Source organism: Pseudomonas pharyngis (assembly GCF_021602345.1).
Taxonomy (GTDB): Bacteria; Pseudomonadota; Gammaproteobacteria; order Pseudomonadales; family Pseudomonadaceae; genus Aquipseudomonas; species Aquipseudomonas pharyngis.
Genome location: NZ_BQID01000006.1, coordinates 40,629 through 55,111, shown reverse-complemented (window position 1 = coordinate 55,111; position 14,483 = coordinate 40,629). Strand labels below are relative to the sequence as shown.

15 protein-coding genes are annotated in these 14,483 nt (G+C 61.5%); 8 read left to right on the top strand and 7 right to left on the bottom strand.

Features of this window, described 5'->3' with window-relative positions:
* Positions 1–4: 4 nt before the first annotated feature.
* Both L6D74_RS14020 and rpoE read right to left on the bottom strand, forming a co-directional pair.
* Positions 5–592 carry a sigma-E factor negative regulatory protein gene (locus tag L6D74_RS14020; protein WP_039772679.1) on the bottom strand — a complete coding sequence of 196 codons (588 nt, stop codon included), beginning with the start codon at positions 590–592 and terminating at the stop codon, positions 5–7.
* Positions 593–623: 31 nt separating this feature from the next.
* Positions 624–1,205 carry an RNA polymerase sigma factor RpoE/AlgU gene (gene rpoE, locus L6D74_RS14015; RefSeq protein ID WP_003172477.1) on the bottom strand — a complete coding sequence of 194 codons (582 nt, stop codon included), beginning with the start codon at positions 1,203–1,205 and terminating at the stop codon, positions 624–626.
* Between the two features lie 559 nt (positions 1,206–1,764).
* Between rpoE and nadB the strand changes: the two genes are divergently transcribed.
* Positions 1,765–3,381 carry an L-aspartate oxidase gene (gene nadB, locus L6D74_RS14010; RefSeq protein WP_064594112.1) on the top strand — a complete coding sequence of 539 codons (1,617 nt, stop codon included), beginning with the start codon at positions 1,765–1,767 and terminating at the stop codon, positions 3,379–3,381.
* On the opposite strand, the gene L6D74_RS14005 is transcribed toward nadB, so the two are convergent.
* Together L6D74_RS14005 and L6D74_RS14000 are read right to left on the bottom strand one after the other, a co-directional pair.
* Entirely contained in the window at positions 3,350–3,802 is a 453-nt protein-coding gene (locus L6D74_RS14005; protein ID WP_064594109.1) for a protein YgfX, read from the bottom strand. The two genes, nadB and L6D74_RS14005, sit on opposite strands and share 32 nt — an antisense overlap.
* Entirely contained in the window at positions 3,786–4,040 is a 255-nt protein-coding gene (locus tag L6D74_RS14000) for an FAD assembly factor SdhE (RefSeq protein WP_007957989.1), read from the bottom strand. The genes L6D74_RS14005 and L6D74_RS14000 overlap by 17 nt, the downstream gene beginning before the upstream one ends.
* 149 nt (positions 4,041–4,189) lie before the next feature.
* Between L6D74_RS14000 and ygfZ the strand changes: the two genes are divergently transcribed.
* Positions 4,190–5,131 carry a CAF17-like 4Fe-4S cluster assembly/insertion protein YgfZ gene (gene ygfZ / locus L6D74_RS13995; protein WP_236189569.1) on the top strand — a complete coding sequence of 314 codons (942 nt, stop codon included), beginning with the start codon at positions 4,190–4,192 and terminating at the stop codon, positions 5,129–5,131.
* A 35-nt stretch (positions 5,132–5,166) separates the two neighbouring features.
* Entirely contained in the window at positions 5,167–5,988 is an 822-nt protein-coding gene (locus L6D74_RS13990) for an HDOD domain-containing protein (protein ID WP_085611615.1), read from the top strand.
* Here L6D74_RS13990 and L6D74_RS13985 read toward each other — a convergent pair whose 3' ends face one another.
* Both L6D74_RS13985 and L6D74_RS13980 read right to left on the bottom strand, forming a co-directional pair.
* Entirely contained in the window at positions 5,989–7,374 is a 1,386-nt protein-coding gene (locus tag L6D74_RS13985) for a sensor histidine kinase (RefSeq protein WP_236189568.1), read from the bottom strand.
* Entirely contained in the window at positions 7,367–8,038 is a 672-nt protein-coding gene (locus L6D74_RS13980; protein ID WP_007957980.1) for a response regulator, read from the bottom strand. The genes L6D74_RS13985 and L6D74_RS13980 overlap by 8 nt, the downstream gene beginning before the upstream one ends.
* 450 nt (positions 8,039–8,488) lie before the next feature.
* Here L6D74_RS13980 and L6D74_RS13975 point away from each other — a divergent pair, with 450 nt between their 5' ends.
* From L6D74_RS13975 to L6D74_RS13960, 4 genes are read left to right on the top strand one after another with little or no spacing between them, the layout of a single operon-like run.
* Positions 8,489–9,466: a Bug family tripartite tricarboxylate transporter substrate binding protein gene (locus L6D74_RS13975; RefSeq protein WP_039772690.1), complete on the top strand. Its 978-nt coding sequence runs from the start codon at positions 8,489–8,491 to the stop codon at positions 9,464–9,466.
* Between the two features lie 56 nt (positions 9,467–9,522).
* Positions 9,523–9,981, top strand: coding sequence for a tripartite tricarboxylate transporter TctB family protein (locus L6D74_RS13970; RefSeq protein ID WP_236189567.1), 459 nt, complete (start codon positions 9,523–9,525; stop codon positions 9,979–9,981).
* A gap of 1 nt (position 9,982) precedes the next feature.
* On the top strand, positions 9,983–11,497 hold the full coding sequence (locus tag L6D74_RS13965) for a tripartite tricarboxylate transporter permease (protein WP_039772694.1): 1,515 nt from the start codon (positions 9,983–9,985) through the stop codon (positions 11,495–11,497).
* Positions 11,490–12,521, top strand: a complete 1,032-nt coding sequence (locus L6D74_RS13960; protein ID WP_085648608.1) for an AbrB family transcriptional regulator — start codon at positions 11,490–11,492, stop codon at positions 12,519–12,521. The genes L6D74_RS13965 and L6D74_RS13960 overlap by 8 nt, the downstream gene beginning before the upstream one ends.
* A 3-nt stretch (positions 12,522–12,524) precedes the next feature.
* On the opposite strand, the gene ung is transcribed toward L6D74_RS13960, so the two are convergent.
* Positions 12,525–13,220 carry a uracil-DNA glycosylase gene (ung, locus tag L6D74_RS13955; RefSeq protein ID WP_064384152.1) on the bottom strand — a complete coding sequence of 232 codons (696 nt, stop codon included), beginning with the start codon at positions 13,218–13,220 and terminating at the stop codon, positions 12,525–12,527.
* Positions 13,221–13,352: 132 nt separating this feature from the next.
* On the opposite strand from ung, the gene L6D74_RS13950 reads away from it, so the two are divergent.
* Complete coding sequence (locus tag L6D74_RS13950; RefSeq protein WP_236189565.1) at positions 13,353–14,465, top strand: enoyl-CoA hydratase/isomerase family protein; 1,113 nt, start codon at positions 13,353–13,355, stop codon at positions 14,463–14,465.
* The last annotated feature ends 18 nt before the right edge of the window (positions 14,466–14,483 follow it).

Here is a 14,483-nt window from a genome sequence, read left to right as displayed (position 1 = left end):
CCCCTTAACGGTTTTCCAGGCTTGCTGCACGTGCATAAGGCAGCGCGCTCTCGGTGCCTTTCAAGGCAGCCTGCTGAGCGTGTTGACGCAGGTAACCTGGCAGACGCTGATCGTGCCAGCCTGGCTGACCTTGCAATACACCATTGGCCATTGGGCCAGTAGCTTCCGAACTCTCACTATAGCCTGCCAATACCGCCGGGCCTTTGACCTGAGGTGTGGCCAACACTGGCTGATTGGATTGCTGAGCGAGTTCGACGCCGGCGATTTCGTCCTGGTTGTACAGGCGAACACCCGCCAGAACGGCAACAGTCACCGAAGCGGCTACGGCCAGACGACCGAGGCTGCGCCATGGGCCACGAGACACTTTGGCCGGGGTGGCTTCATCTTCCAGTGCAGCAGAAACCGCCGCAGCGAGATCCAGACGTGGAAGCAACAGATCCTTGTGCATGGCTGCCCGAGCGATCTGGTAACGAGCCCAGGTTTCACGGGTTTCAACATCGTCCAGTGCATTGAGCACTCGACGCAGTTCCAGTTCGTCCGCTTCGTTATCCATCACTGCGGACAGCGATTCCTGCAGGGCTTCACGACTCATGGCGTTCCTCTCTTGGCTGTCGCCGCTGTCTTTAGTTTTCCTGCAACAACGGCTGCAGGGCTTTATCGATGGCCTCCCGGGCGCGGAAAATCCGGGAGCGCACGGTACCAACCGGACATTGCATGACGCTCGCGATGTCCTCGTAACTCAGACCATCGAATTCGCGCAAAGTTAACGCTGTGCGCAAATCCTCCGGCAGTTGCTGAATGGTTCGATGGACGGTGCCTTCGATCTCATCCCGCAGTAATGCCCGTTCAGGAGACTCGAGATCTTTCAGGCCGTGATCGCCGTCATAGAACTCTGCATCTTCGGAACTTACATCGCTATCCGGCGGCCGGCGGCCGCGTGAAACCAGATAGTTCTTCGCCGTGTTAATGGCGATGCGGTACAGCCACGTATAAAACGCACTGTCGCCGCGGAAATTTCCAAGCGCTCGATACGCCTTGATAAAGGCTTCTTGTGCGACGTCCTGGGCTTCATGGGTGTCGTGCACAAAACGCACGATCAACCCGAGAATTTTGTGCTGATACTTCAGCACCAGCAGATCGAAAGCTCGCTTGTCGCCACGCTGAACGCGTTCGACCAGCTGCTGATCCTCTTCCTGGGTTAGCATGAACACTCCTCGATAAACTCGAAGGAGGCTTGCATGACCAAACGACCGGACTTGCAAACATAGACTCGGGCTTTTCGCAAAAGTTCTCCCCCTCCAAGCAAGTTTCCTGCGGGCTCTGATTTGGCACGCACGAAAAACGCAGCGCGGGATGAACCGGCTGCGCGAATAATCTTGTCATCGGCTCGCCGGCAAGAACCCAATCGCAGGTTCCGCATTGAAGCCGACACTGTCCCTTGTTTCGGGCAACTGTCTATTGATCTTGAGCCTCTGGCAAAAGTTCCAAATATTTATAGACGTGCCGCGCCGACATTGTGCAACCGTGAGCGGAAAAAGCGTGTTTCATCTGCGATACAGTCGCTTTTCCCCAAAACCGGTGAAGAAAACTTCCCGACAAAGCGTCCGTATATTTCCGTCACGGTAGTTTCACAATGCCATATCGGCCCGGCTATTGTGCCGCCCAACCCCTCTATATACTAGTGGGCTGTGTGGCTGTCTCGACTCGCCCATTCGCCTGTCCTGCGCCAACCCCGACCCGGGTCGCTTTGAGCGGAATCCTGAAATGAGCCAACAGTTTCAACACGATGTCCTGGTGATTGGCAGCGGCGCTGCCGGTTTGAGTCTCGCGCTGACCCTGCCCGGTCACTTGCGCATCGCCGTACTGAGCAAAGGCGACCTCGCCAACGGCTCGACCTATTGGGCCCAGGGTGGCGTCGCGGCCGTGCTGGACGACACCGACACCGTCGAATCCCATGTCGATGACACCTTGAATGCCGGCGGCGGCCTCTGCCATGAAGACGCGGTGCGTTTCACCGTGGAGCACAGTAAAGAAGCGATCCAGTGGTTGATCGATCAAGGCGTACCCTTCACTCGCGACGATCAGTCCGGCACTGAAGACGGCGGTTTCGAATTTCACCTGACCCGCGAAGGCGGCCACAGCCATCGCCGCATCATCCACGCCGCCGACGCCACCGGCGCCGCGATCTTCACAACCCTGCTGGCCCAGGCCAAAGAACGCCCGAACATCGAGTTGCTCGAACAGCGGGTAGCGGTCGATCTGATTACCGAGCGCCGGCTGGGGCTGGAGGGCGAACGTTGCCTGGGCGCCTACGTGCTCAACCGCAAAACCGGCGAAGTCGATACCTTCGGCGCACGCTTCGTGATCCTGGCGTCCGGCGGCGCTGCCAAAGTCTATCTATATACAAGCAACCCCGACGGCGCCTGCGGTGATGGCATCGCCATGGCGTGGCGTTCGGGCTGCCGGGTGGCGAACCTGGAGTTCAACCAGTTCCACCCCACCTGCCTCTATCATCCGCAAGCCAAGAGTTTTCTGGTAACTGAAGCTCTGCGTGGCGAAGGCGCCCATTTGAAGCTGCCGAATGGCGAACGCTTCATGCAGCGCTTCGACTCACGTGCAGAACTGGCGCCACGGGACATCGTCGCCCGCGCCATTGACCATGAGATGAAGCGTCTGGGTGTCGATTGCGTCTACCTCGACATCAGCCACAAACCCGAAGCCTTCATCAAATCGCACTTCCCGACCGTCTACGAGCGCTGCCTCGGATTCGGCATCGACATCACCAAACAACCGATCCCGGTCGTCCCGGCCGCGCATTACACCTGCGGCGGCGTGATGGTCGATCAACAGGGCCGCACCGATGTGCCCGGCCTGTACGCCATCGGCGAAACCAGCTTCACCGGCCTGCACGGTGCCAACCGCATGGCCAGCAACTCGCTGCTCGAATGCTTCGTCTACGCCCGCTCGGCAGCGGCGGACATTCTCGAGCAACTTCCCGATGTGGCGATTCCACACGCCCTGCCGGCCTGGGACGCCAGCCAGGTGACCGACTCCGACGAAGACGTGATCATCGCCCACAACTGGGACGAATTGCGGCGTTTCATGTGGGACTACGTGGGCATCGTGCGCACCAACAAGCGCCTGCAACGGGCACAGCATCGGGTGCGTCTGCTGCTGGACGAAATCGACGAGTTCTACAGCAACTATAAAGTCAGTCGCGATCTGATCGAGCTGCGCAACCTGGCGCAAGTGGCGGAACTGATGATCCGTTCGGCCATGGAACGCAAGGAAAGCCGAGGCCTGCATTACACCCTCGACTACCCGAACCTGCTGCCCGAAGCGCTCGACACTATTCTGGTGCCGCCCACCTACGCCGGCTGAACTTCAGGCGAACCCGCAGGCGCCGGTGCAGATCCGCCGCTTGCGCATCCCGCGGCACGCAGATCGATCTGACTCGCCGCTCACCACGCAATCGAAAGCGCAGCACCACGATCAGCGGCAGCGCCAGGCTGTCCGGGCGCAATTGCACCGCTTGCCAGCCATCGGCCCGGTTCCACAATTGCCAGCCATCGGCGTCCCGGCGCAATCGGCAAAATGCCTTGGGATGACTCAGCAGAATCTGCCGTGGCAACACCCAGGCCGCATGGCCGAGACACGCGAACGCCCCGAGCAAAACGGTCCAGAACGGAATCGACAATAGAAACAGAGAACCCAGCGCGAATGCCTGGGCCAACAGATACGCCGCCAGCAACTGCCGTGAGGCATGCCAGCGGCACTCGAACGTATTACTTGGGCTGGACACGGTCCAGAATCATGCGAACCATGCGTTGCAGCTCGGGATCTTCCGATTCGCTGCGCTCCATGAACCAACCGAACATGTCCTGATCCTCGCACTCGAGCAGGCGGACATACAGCGCGCGATCCACCTCGTTCAGATTGGCGTAGACCTCTTTCACGAACGGCACCAGCAACACGTCGAGTTCCAGCATGCCGCGACGGCTGTGCCAAAAGAGGCGATTCAGTTCAACTTGTTCGACCATGGAGCCCTCCTCAAATAGGCCGCAAGTATACAGGCCCGAAGCGGCCCGAACAGTCGGCTTTGGTCGGGCACCATAGATCCTTTATGAACTACCCATTTCAACACCACCCCCTTATGATGTGCCCCAGTCTATTTACCCTGCGATGACCCATGGCCGATTCTGCTTTTTTCTGCACCCTGTCTCATGAAGGCGTTCTCGCGGTTCGCGGCGCGGATGCCGGCAAATTCCTGCAAGGCCAGTTGACCTGCAACATCAATTACCTGAGCGATACCCAAGCCAGCCTCGGCGCCCGCTGCACGCAGAAAGGCCGGATGCAGTCGAGCTTCCGCATCGTGCTGGAAGGCGACGGCGTGCTGCTGGCGATGGCGGGCGAACTGCTGGAGCCGCAACTGGCGGACCTGAAAAAGTACGCGGTGTTCTCCAAATCGAAACTGACCGACGAAAGCGCCTCCTGGGTGCGCTTCGGCCTCGATGATGGCGATGCGGTCCTGAGCAGTCTGGGCCTGGAACTGCCGGCAGAAACCGACAGCGTGGCCCGCAACGAAGGGCTGATCGCGATTCGCGTCTCCCCGAACCGTGCCGAACTCTGGGTGCCCGCCGATCAGGCCGACACCGTCAAAGGCAAACTGTCCGCGCAATTGAGCGAGGGCGAACTCAATCAATGGCTGCTGGGCCAGATTCGCGCCGGGATCGGTCAGGTCATGCCGAGCACCCGCGAGCTGTTCATCCCGCAGATGCTCAATCTGCAGGCCGTCGGCGGCGTGAGCTTCAAGAAAGGCTGCTACACCGGCCAGGAAATCGTCGCGCGCATGCAATACCTGGGCAAACTCAAGCGTCGCCTGTATCGCGTGCAACTGGACGCCGCTGAGTTGCCGGAGCCCGGCACCGCGCTGTTCGCCCCGAGCCACGGCAGTTCCATCGGCGAAGTGGTGCTGGCCGCCCGTACCGAAAAGAATATTGAACTGCTGGCGGTGTTGCAGGCCGAAGCTGCCGAAGCGGGCGACTTGCATCTGGGCTCGGCCGAAGGTCCGGCGCTGCACTTGCTCGACCTGCCATACGAACTGGATCGCGACCGCGAAATCCAGCGTTGATCGCAGCATTTGTTGCAACACCCTAGAGAAACGACATGAGTGAGCTGGCGGATAAGGTCCAACAGGATTTGGTTGAGGCCATCGATAACGATGACCTGGTTCTGCCAACGTTACCGGAAGTGGCCCTGCAGATTCGCAAGGCCGCGGAAGATCCGGACATCAGCGTCAGCGACCTGAGCAAAGTGATCGGCCGTGACACGGCGCTGTCGGCGCGTCTGATCAAAGTGGTCAACAGCCCACTGCTGCGCGCCACCCAGGAAGTGACCGACCTGCACACCGCCATCACCCGGCTCGGCGTCAACTACAGCAGCAACCTGGCGATCGGTCTGGTGATGGAGCAGATCTTCCACGCCCGCTCCGACGTGGTCGAACAGAAGATGCGCGAAGTCTGGCGCAAGAGCCTGGAGATCGCCGGCGTCAGCTACGCCCTGTGCCGCCGTTACACCCAGCTCAAGCCCGATCAGGCTGCGCTCGGTGGACTGGTTCATCAGATCGGCGTGCTGCCGATCCTGACGTATGCCGAAGACCACTACGAATTGCTGTCCGATCCGGTCAGCCTCAACCATGTGATCGATCACATTCACCCGTTGCTCGGCGACAAATTGCTGCGGGTCTGGGAGTTTCCGGAGCGTCTGGTGGAGCTGCCGGGGCTGTATCAGGACCTCAAGCGCGAATCGCAGCACATCGATTACGTCGACATCGTGCAAGTGGCCAGCCTGTATTGCCACAAGGACACCGACCATCCGCTGGCCCGCATCGATCCGTTCAGCGTGCCGGCGTTCCGCAAGCTTGGTATCGATCCGGAAAACAAGGCGCTGTGCGCCGATCTGGAAGAATCGCGGTCGATGTTCTACTGATCAACTGGCGATAAAGCTCACCCGCACCTTCAAACCCGCCTGCTCACCATCGTGCAGGCTGATCTGCGCCAGATGCGCGCGGCAGATTTCCCCGACAATCGCCAACCCCAGCCCGGAACCGGCCACCTGCTGGTTGCGCCGGTAAAAACGCTCGAAAACCCGATCCCGCTCTTCGAGCGGAATGCCCGGCCCATCGTCTTCAACCTCCAGCACCGCCGGCGGCGTGACCCGCAGAATCACGTTGCCGCCCGGCGGCGTGTGGGCCAGCGCGTTGTCCACCAGATTGCTCAGCAACTCGTTGAGCAATGTCGGCTCGCCACGCAGCCATACCGGCTCGTCCGCTTCCAGCGCCAGCGCGACACCCCGCGCATGGGCCAGTGGAGCCATGGCCATGCCCAGTTCTCGCGCCAACTGACTCAGATCGAGCAACTGCGCACCGCCCTCGGCAATCGCCCGGGCGCCGTTTTCCACTCGGGCCAGCGACAGCAACTGATTGGCCAGATGGGTCAGGCGATCCGTGCTTTGTGCCGAGGATTCCAGCGTTTCGCGCCAGGTCTGCGGCTCGTTCGAGCGCAAGCCCAGTTCAAGTCGCGCCTTGAGCGCCGCCAGTGGCGTGCGCAGCTCATGGGCTGCATCGGCGATGAATTGCGCCTGCCGCTCGAACTGGCCACGCAGGCGTTCGGTGAAATGGTTGAGCGCACGCACCAGCGGCGACAACTCATGCTGGACTTCCACCAGCGGCAACGGACGCAAGTCGTCAGGCTGGCGCTCTTCCACTGCCGTGCGCAGACGTTCGATCGGCCGCAACGCAGCGCTTACCGCAAACCACACCAGCAACAACGCGCCAATCGCCAGCATCCCCAGCCGCAGCAAGGTATCTGCCGCCAGACTGCGGGCCATGCTGACGCGCGCCTCATCGGTTTCGGCAACGCGGATTTCAGCCATGCCGTTCATGTTCGGCTCGCTGACCGCTTTGAGCAGGCTGACCACACGCACGTTCTGCCCCTGATATTTCGCGTCGTAAAAGCGCGCCAGGGCGGGGTAACTGTCGGTTCTCGGCGTGCCCGGCGGCGGGCCCGGCAGATTTTCATAGCCGGAAATCAACTTCTGGTTGATATCGTTGACCTGGTAATAGATCCGACCCGCACTGTCGTAAGCGAAGGTGTCGAGCGCCACGTAAGGCACGTCGGCACTGAGACTGCCATCACGCTGCGAAAGACCGGCGGCGATGGTCCGCGCCGAGGCCAGCAGCGTGCGGTCGTAGGCGGTGTCGGCAGCTTCGCGACCGTTCCAGTACGCACTCAATCCGCTGGCGAGCATCAACACCACCAGCAGCAGCGCGAGGTTCCACAGCAACCGCCAGCGCAGGCTGCTGGGCTTATGCATCGCGGCTTTCCAGCAAATAGCCCAGACCGCGGAAGGTCACGATGGCCACCGAATGGCCATCGAGCTTCTTGCGCAGGCGGTGCACGTAGATTTCGATGGCATCGGGGCTGGCCTCTTCGTCGAGACCGAACACCTGCGCAGCCAGTTGCTCCTTGCTCATCACTCGACCCGGACGGGCGATCAGCGCTTCGAGCACCGCTTGTTCGCGAGAAGTCAGCGTCAGCAATTCATCGCCGAGGGTGAAGCGTCGGGTGTCGAGGTCATAGGCCAGCACACCGCAGCGCTGCTGACGTTCGCCGCCAAGCACACTGCGGCGCAGCAACGCCTTGACCCGTGCTTCGAGCTCGGTGAGTTCGAACGGCTTGGCCAGGTAGTCATCGGCGCCGAGATTGAGCCCATGGACCCGATCCTTGACGTCACTGCGGGCCGTCAGCATCAGCACCGGCAGATTTTTGCCCCGGGCCCGCAGGCGCGCCAGCACCTCAAAACCGTCCATGCGAGGCAGGCCGACATCGAGGATCGCCACCGCGTACTCCTCGCTGCCCAAGGCCAGGTCGGCAGCCACACCGTCGTGCAAGACGTCCACGGTCAGACCGGTGCTCTTGAGCGCCTGGGCGACGCTTTCGGCCAGCGGCAAATGATCTTCGACGAGCAGGACACGCATGGATCTCTACCTCATTCAGGGATGGCCGACGCCATTCTTTGCGGCGGAGTTTACAGCCGCAACCGCCACTGTGAAGCCCGAAAACACGCGAAAGAATACTGAAAGGTTAGCGAAAGGTTGGGCCGTTAGAGTCGTTTCACCGAAGGTCCCGACTGCCGACCTTCGCCGTTTTGCCTGTTCATACACCGTAGTTTCAAACCGTAGCTCTCGAAAAACGCCTCGATGCGTTTTCGCCAATAAGAACAATAACGAGGTACTGCACCATGCTGTCCACACAGCTTCAGGTTGACCCGTTTCATTCTTCCTTTCGAATTCCCCCGTTTTCGCTTGTCAGCGCCATCGTCGGCTGCGCGGCGTTCAACCCGTCCGGGTCTGAGCCTGTCAGCCTGCGCGCGCGAAACCGCCGCACCTGAAACATCCCCAAAAACAACAACTCCCGTGGAGACACTCATGAACCGATCCCTGCGCCGTTTCGCCCTCGCTGCCGGTTGCGTGCTGTTCGCCGGCCAACTGATGGCCGAACCGAAACGCCCCGAATGCATTGCCCCGGCCTCCCCCGGTGGCGGTTTCGACCTGACCTGCAAACTGGCGCAAAGCGCGCTGGTCAATGAAAAACTGCTGACCAAACCGATGCGCGTGACCTACATGCCCGGTGGCGTCGGTGCGGTGGCGTACAACGCCGTTGTGGCGCAGCGTCCGGCCGATGCCGGCACGCTGGTGGCGTGGTCCAGCGGTTCGCTGTTGAACCTGGCCCAGGGCAAGTTCGGTCGGTTCGATGAAACCAACGTGCGCTGGCTGGCCGCGGTCGGCACCAGCTACGGCGCCATCGCGGTGAAAAGCGATTCGCCCTACAAAACCCTCGATGATCTCGTGCAGGCGCTGAAGAAAGATCCGAGTTCCGTGGTCATTGGCTCCGGCGGTACCGTCGGCAGCCAGGACTGGATGCAGACTGCGCTGATCGCCAAAGCCGCCGGGATCAACCCGCGCGACCTGCGCTACGTCGCCCTCGAAGGGGGCGGCGAGATCGCCACCGCCCTGCTCGGCGGTCATATCCAGGTCGGCAGTACCGACATTTCCGACTCCATGCCGCATATCCAGAGCGGCGACATGCGCCTGCTGGCCGTGTTTGCCGAGAAACGCCTGGACGAGCCGGAAATGAAGGACATCCCGACCGCTCGTGAGCAAGGCTACGACATCGTCTGGCCAGTGGTGCGCGGTTTCTACCTCGGGCCGAAAGTCAGCGATGAAGACTACGCCTGGTGGAAAGACTCCTTCGACAAACTGCTGGCCTCCGACGACTTCGCCAAACTGCGCGATCAGCGTGAGCTGTTCCCGTTCGCCATGACCGGTCCCGAGCTGGACACCTACGTCAAGAAACAGGTGGCGGACTACAAGGTGCTGGCCAAAGAGTTCGGCCTGATTCAGTGATCGTCTCTGTCTAGCGTCCATGGCCCTCTCACCGGGGCCATGGCAGGAGTTCCCTCATGCTTATTCAACGCATTTTTGCCTCGGTGCTGTTGCTGGCCTGTGCCGGCCTGGCACTGATGGCGTGGCCGTATCAGGCGGCTTTTTCCTACGAACCGGTGGGCCCTCGGGCGTTTCCATTGCTGATGCTCGGCCTGATGGGCCTGGCGCTGCTGTACATGGTGTTCCGCCCGACGCCGATCAAACACAGCGAGGACGAACCGCCGCTGGATCGCGAAACCCTGACCAAGATCGCGATCTGCGTCGCCCTGCTGCTGGTGTTCGCCGGTTTGTTCGAACCGCTGGGCTTCATCCTCAGCAGCATTCTGATCGGCATCCCGATGGCGCGCCTGTATGGCGGGCGCTGGGTGCCCAGCGTCATTGTCACGACGCTGATGGCGATTGGTTTGTACGTGTTGTTCGACCGCGTGATGGACGTACCGCTGCCCCTCGGCCTGCTCGACGTTCTGGAGAACTGATATGGATACTCTCGGTTATTTGGGTCAGGGCTTCGGCGTCGCGCTGAGTCCGTACAACCTGGTCACGGCCCTGACCGGCACGTTGATCGGCACCGTAGTCGGGTTGTTGCCGGGCCTGGGCCCGATCAATGGTGTGGCGTTGCTGATCCCGATCGCGTTCGCCCTCGGACTGCCGCCGGAATCTGCCCTGATCCTGCTGGCGGCGGTCTATCTGGGCTGCGAATACGGCGGCCGGATCAGCTCGATCCTGCTGAACATTCCGGGCGAAGCCTCCACCGTGATGACTACCCTCGACGGTTACCCAATGGCCCGCAAAGGCCTGGCTGGCGTGGCGCTGTCGTTGTCGGCATGGAGTTCGTTCATTGGCGCCTTCATCGCCACCTGCGGCATGGTGCTGTTCGCCCCGCTGCTGGCGAAATGGGCGATTGCCTTCGGTCCGGCGGAATACTTCGTGTTGATGGTGTTCGCGATTGTCTGTCTCGGCGGCATGGCCGGTGACCGACCGCTGAAGACTTTCATTGCGGCGTTGATCGGCCTGTTCCTGTCCAGCGTCGGCATCGACGCCAACAGCGGCGTTTACCGTTTCACTGGCGACAACATTCACCTGACTGACGGCATTCAGTTCGTGGTGCTGGTACTGGGCCTGTTCTCGGTCAGCGAAATCCTCCTGCTGCTGGAAAAAACCCATCGCGGCCAGGAAGCGGTGAAAGCCACCGGGCGGATGATGTTCAACTTCAAGGAAGCGGCGTCGGTGTTCGTGGTGAACATCCGTTGCGGCCTGCTCGGTTTCATCATGGGCGTGTTGCCGGGGGCCGGCGCGACCCTGGCCAGCGCCGTGGCCTACATGACCGAGAAACGCATCGCCGGCGCCAGCGGCAAGTTTGGTCAGGGCGACGCCCGCGGCCTCGCTGCACCGGAAACCGCCATCGGTGCCTCCGCTTGCGGCGCGCTGGTGCCGATGCTGACCCTCGGCGTTCCGGGTTCGGGCACCACGGCGGTGATGATCGGCGCCCTGTCGCTGTACAACATCACCCCCGGCCCGCTGCTGTTCCAGCAACAGCCGGACATCGTCTGGGGCCTGATCGCTTCGCTGTTCATCGCCAACATCATGCTGGTGATCCTGAACATCCCGATGATCCGCATCTTCACCCGTATCCTCGCCGTGCCGAATTGGGCTCTGGTGCCGGTCATCGCGATCATCACCGGGATCGGTGTGTACGCCGTACACGCGACCACATTCGACCTGTTCCTGATGGTCGGCATCGGCATCTTCGGCTACATCCTGCGCAAACTGGACTTCCCGCTGTCGCCAGTCCTGCTGGGGTTCATCCTCGGCGGGCTGATGGAGCAGAACCTGCGCCGGGCGCTGTCGATTTCCAACGGTGCGCTGGAAATCCTCTGGTCGAGTCCGATCACCTTCGGCGTCTGGGTGTTGACTGCCATCATGTTGCTGATGCCGCTGCTGCGCATCTGGCGCAAACGCTCGGCCGCGCAACGCGCCGTTGCCGATGTCTGATCGGCTCTCCCTCAAAACCTGGTGGGGAACCCCGCTGGTCGGTCTGCTTGGCGGTTACATCGCCAGCCAGATCGGCTGGCCGCTGCCGTGGATGGTCGGCTCGTTGCTGGCGATCATCCTGGTGCGCTGCCTGACCCCGTGGCAATTGACCGAAATCCCTGGCGGCCGCAAGTGCGGCCAGTGGATCGTCGGAATCGGTATTGGCCTGCACTTCACCCCGCTGGTGATGGAGCAGGTGCTCGGCCACTTCGGTCTGATCTTCTTCGGCGCGCTGGTCACCAGCCTCTCGGCGGTGGTCGGCGTGTGGCTGATGCGCCGCACCGGCGAGGATCGCGCCACGGCGTTTTTCTCCAGCATGCCCGGCGGCTCCGGGGAGATGGTCAACCTCGGCGCCCGCAACGGCGCGCTGCTCAGCCATGTCGCGGCCGGGCAGAGTCTGCGGGTGTTGGTGGTGGTGTTGTGTGTTCCGGCGGCGTTCAAGTATCTGCTGGGTGACGGCACCCCGATTTCACACGCCGGCAGCGTCGATTGGCGCTGGCTGGCGATTCTTTTTCCGGCGGGCGGCCTACTCGCCTGGCTCTGGCAACGTCTGCGTCAACCCAACCCTTGGCTGTTCGGTCCGCTGCTGGTCAGCGCGGCAGTGAGCATCGGCTGGGATCTGCACATCGGTTTGCCCAACGGTGGCAGTCAGATTGGCCAGTGGCTGATCGGCAGCGGCCTGGGCTGTCACTTCAACCGGCAGTTCTTCCGCCGTGCGCCATCGTTCATGGGGCGCACATTGATCGGCACGGCGCTGACCATGTTGATCGCGACACTGGCGGCGTTGGGATTGAGTGCGCTGACCCATCTGGACCTGCGCTCGCTCACGTTGGGCATGATGCCCGGCGGGATCGCAGAGATGAGCCTGACGGCAGAGACCCTGCAACTGTCGGTGCCGCTGGTGACGGCGATGCAGGTGATGCGGTTGTTGTTCGTGCTGTTTCTGGCGGAACCGTTGTTCAAATACTGGAACCGCCAGCCCTGAGCATCAGACCACCGACGGAAGCCGCCATTCGATCGGCGCTTCGCCATTCTGCTCCAGGAATTTATTGGTGCGGCTGAAATGCCCGCAACCAAGGAAACCGCGATAAGCCGACAGCGGCGACGGGTGCACCGAGGTCAGTACCAGATGTTTGGTGGCATCGATCAGCTTCTGCTTGCTCTGCGCATGGGCGCCCCAGAGCATGAACACCAGATGCGGTTGTTTCTGACTGACCACTTCAATGATCCGATCCGTGAAGAACTGCCAGCCCTTGTCCTTGTGCGCATTGGCGTTGGCGCGCTCGACGGTCATGGTGGTGTTGAGCATCAGCACACCCTGATCGGCCCAGCTCTGCAGATAGCCGTGGTTGGGGATGTCGATGTTCAGGTCGCGCTTCAACTCTTTATAGATGTTGACCAACGATGGCGGCGCCGGCACGCCCGGTTGCACCGAGAAGCACAAGCCGTGGGCCTGGCCCGGGCCGTGGTACGGGTCTTGGCCGAGGATGACCACTTTCACCTTGTCCAGCGGCGTCGAGTTCAGTGCGTTGAAGATCATCGGGCCCGGCGGATAGATTTCCTTGCCGGCCGCCCGCTCCTGCTGCAGAAAAGTGCGCAACTCTGCCATGTAGGGCTGGTCGAATTCGGCACGCAGTGCCTCCTTCCAGCTCGGTTCGAGTTTGATACGGTCGTCAGCAGTCATGGTCATACCCGGCAAAAACAATGGGGCGAACCCTAGGAAAGCCGACCACGCTTGTCAATTGATCTGACGCAGATCCGGCACTTTCCCACACAGCGATCATACTGATCGTTCAAATTCCCGATCGAGGTCACGATGAATCTGCACTTCGAAGAACTCACCGGCACCGACGGCGCGCGCATCGGCGTGGCCACGCTGGATGCCGAAAAGTCGCTCAATGCGCTGTCCCTGCCGATGATCCACGCCCTGAGTGACAGACTGAACGCCTGGGCCAAGGATCCGCAAATCGTCTGCGTGCTGCTGCGCGGCAACGGCGCCAAGGCGTTCTGCGCCGGCGGCGAAGTCCGCAGCCTGGTGGAAGCCTGCCGGGCCCATCCCGGTGAGGTGCCGCCGCTGGCCGCCCAGTTTTTCAACGCTGAATACCACCTGGACTACAGCCTGCACACCTATCCGAAACCGTTGATCTGCTGGGGACACGGATATGTGCTGGGCGGTGGCATGGGCCTCTTGCAAGGCGCGAGCATCCGGATCGTCACGCCGAGCAGTCGTCTGGCGATGCCGGAAATCAGCATCGGCCTGTACCCGGATGTCGGCGCCAGTTGGTTCCTCTCGCGGCTGCCGGGCAAGCTCGGTTTGTTACTTGGCTTAACCGGCGCGCACATGAACGGTCGCGATGCGATTGATCTGGACCTGGCCGACCGCTTCCTGCTCGACGAACAGCAGCAGGAACTGATCGACGGCTTGTTGCAGTTGAACTGGCAGGAACAGACCGCCATGCAGCTCAACAGCCTGCTCAAGGCGCTGCAGCAGGAAGCCGTGGCGCAGATGCCTGAGGCGCAATGGCTGCCGCGTCGGCAGCAGATTGATGAATGGCTGGATGTCAGCGACGTGGTCTGTGCCTGGAAAGCCATCAGCCTGCATCGCGACAGCAGCGACCCGTTGATTGCCCGTGCCGCGAAAACCATGAGCGAAGGTTCACCGCTTACCGCGCATCTGGTCTGGGAACAGGTCATCCGCGCCCGCCACATGTCGCTGGCCGAAGTTTTTCAGATGGAATACACCCTGAGCCTCAATTGCTGCCGGCATCCGGAATTCAGCGAAGGGGTCCGGGCGCGGCTGATCGACAAAGATCAAAAACCGCACTGGCACTGGCCGGACATCGCCCGGGTGCCGGACGCGGTGGTCGAGGCGCATTTTCACAAGGTCTGGGAGGGGCGGCATCCGTTGGCGGATCTCTCCAGTTACTGAAATCCAGGCACAAAAAAA

Bases quoted from the DNA above. Each gene is read 5' to 3' on its own strand.
- ung (WP_064384152.1), bottom strand. From the start codon at position 13,220: ATGACTGCTGACGACCGTATCAAACTCGAACCGAGCTGGAAGGAGGCA.
- L6D74_RS13985 (WP_236189568.1), bottom strand. From the start codon at position 7,374: ATGCATAAGCCCAGCAGCCTGCGCTGGCGGTTGCTGTGGAACCTCGCG.
- nadB (WP_064594112.1), top strand. From the start codon at position 1,765: ATGAGCCAACAGTTTCAACACGATGTCCTGGTGATTGGCAGCGGCGCT.
- L6D74_RS13980 (WP_007957980.1), bottom strand. From the start codon at position 8,038: ATGCGTGTCCTGCTCGTCGAAGATCATTTGCCGCTGGCCGAAAGCGTC.
- rpoE (WP_003172477.1), bottom strand. From the start codon at position 1,205: ATGCTAACCCAGGAAGAGGATCAGCAGCTGGTCGAACGCGTTCAGCGT.
- L6D74_RS13965 (WP_039772694.1), top strand. From the start codon at position 9,983: ATGGATACTCTCGGTTATTTGGGTCAGGGCTTCGGCGTCGCGCTGAGT.
- ygfZ (WP_236189569.1), top strand. From the start codon at position 4,190: ATGGCCGATTCTGCTTTTTTCTGCACCCTGTCTCATGAAGGCGTTCTC.
- L6D74_RS13970 (WP_236189567.1), top strand. From the start codon at position 9,523: ATGCTTATTCAACGCATTTTTGCCTCGGTGCTGTTGCTGGCCTGTGCC.
- L6D74_RS13960 (WP_085648608.1), top strand. From the start codon at position 11,490: ATGTCTGATCGGCTCTCCCTCAAAACCTGGTGGGGAACCCCGCTGGTC.
- L6D74_RS13950 (WP_236189565.1), top strand. From the start codon at position 13,353: ATGAATCTGCACTTCGAAGAACTCACCGGCACCGACGGCGCGCGCATC.
- L6D74_RS13975 (WP_039772690.1), top strand. From the start codon at position 8,489: ATGAACCGATCCCTGCGCCGTTTCGCCCTCGCTGCCGGTTGCGTGCTG.
- L6D74_RS14000 (WP_007957989.1), bottom strand. From the start codon at position 4,040: ATGGTCGAACAAGTTGAACTGAATCGCCTCTTTTGGCACAGCCGTCGC.
- L6D74_RS13990 (WP_085611615.1), top strand. From the start codon at position 5,167: ATGAGTGAGCTGGCGGATAAGGTCCAACAGGATTTGGTTGAGGCCATC.
- L6D74_RS14020 (WP_039772679.1), bottom strand. From the start codon at position 592: ATGAGTCGTGAAGCCCTGCAGGAATCGCTGTCCGCAGTGATGGATAAC.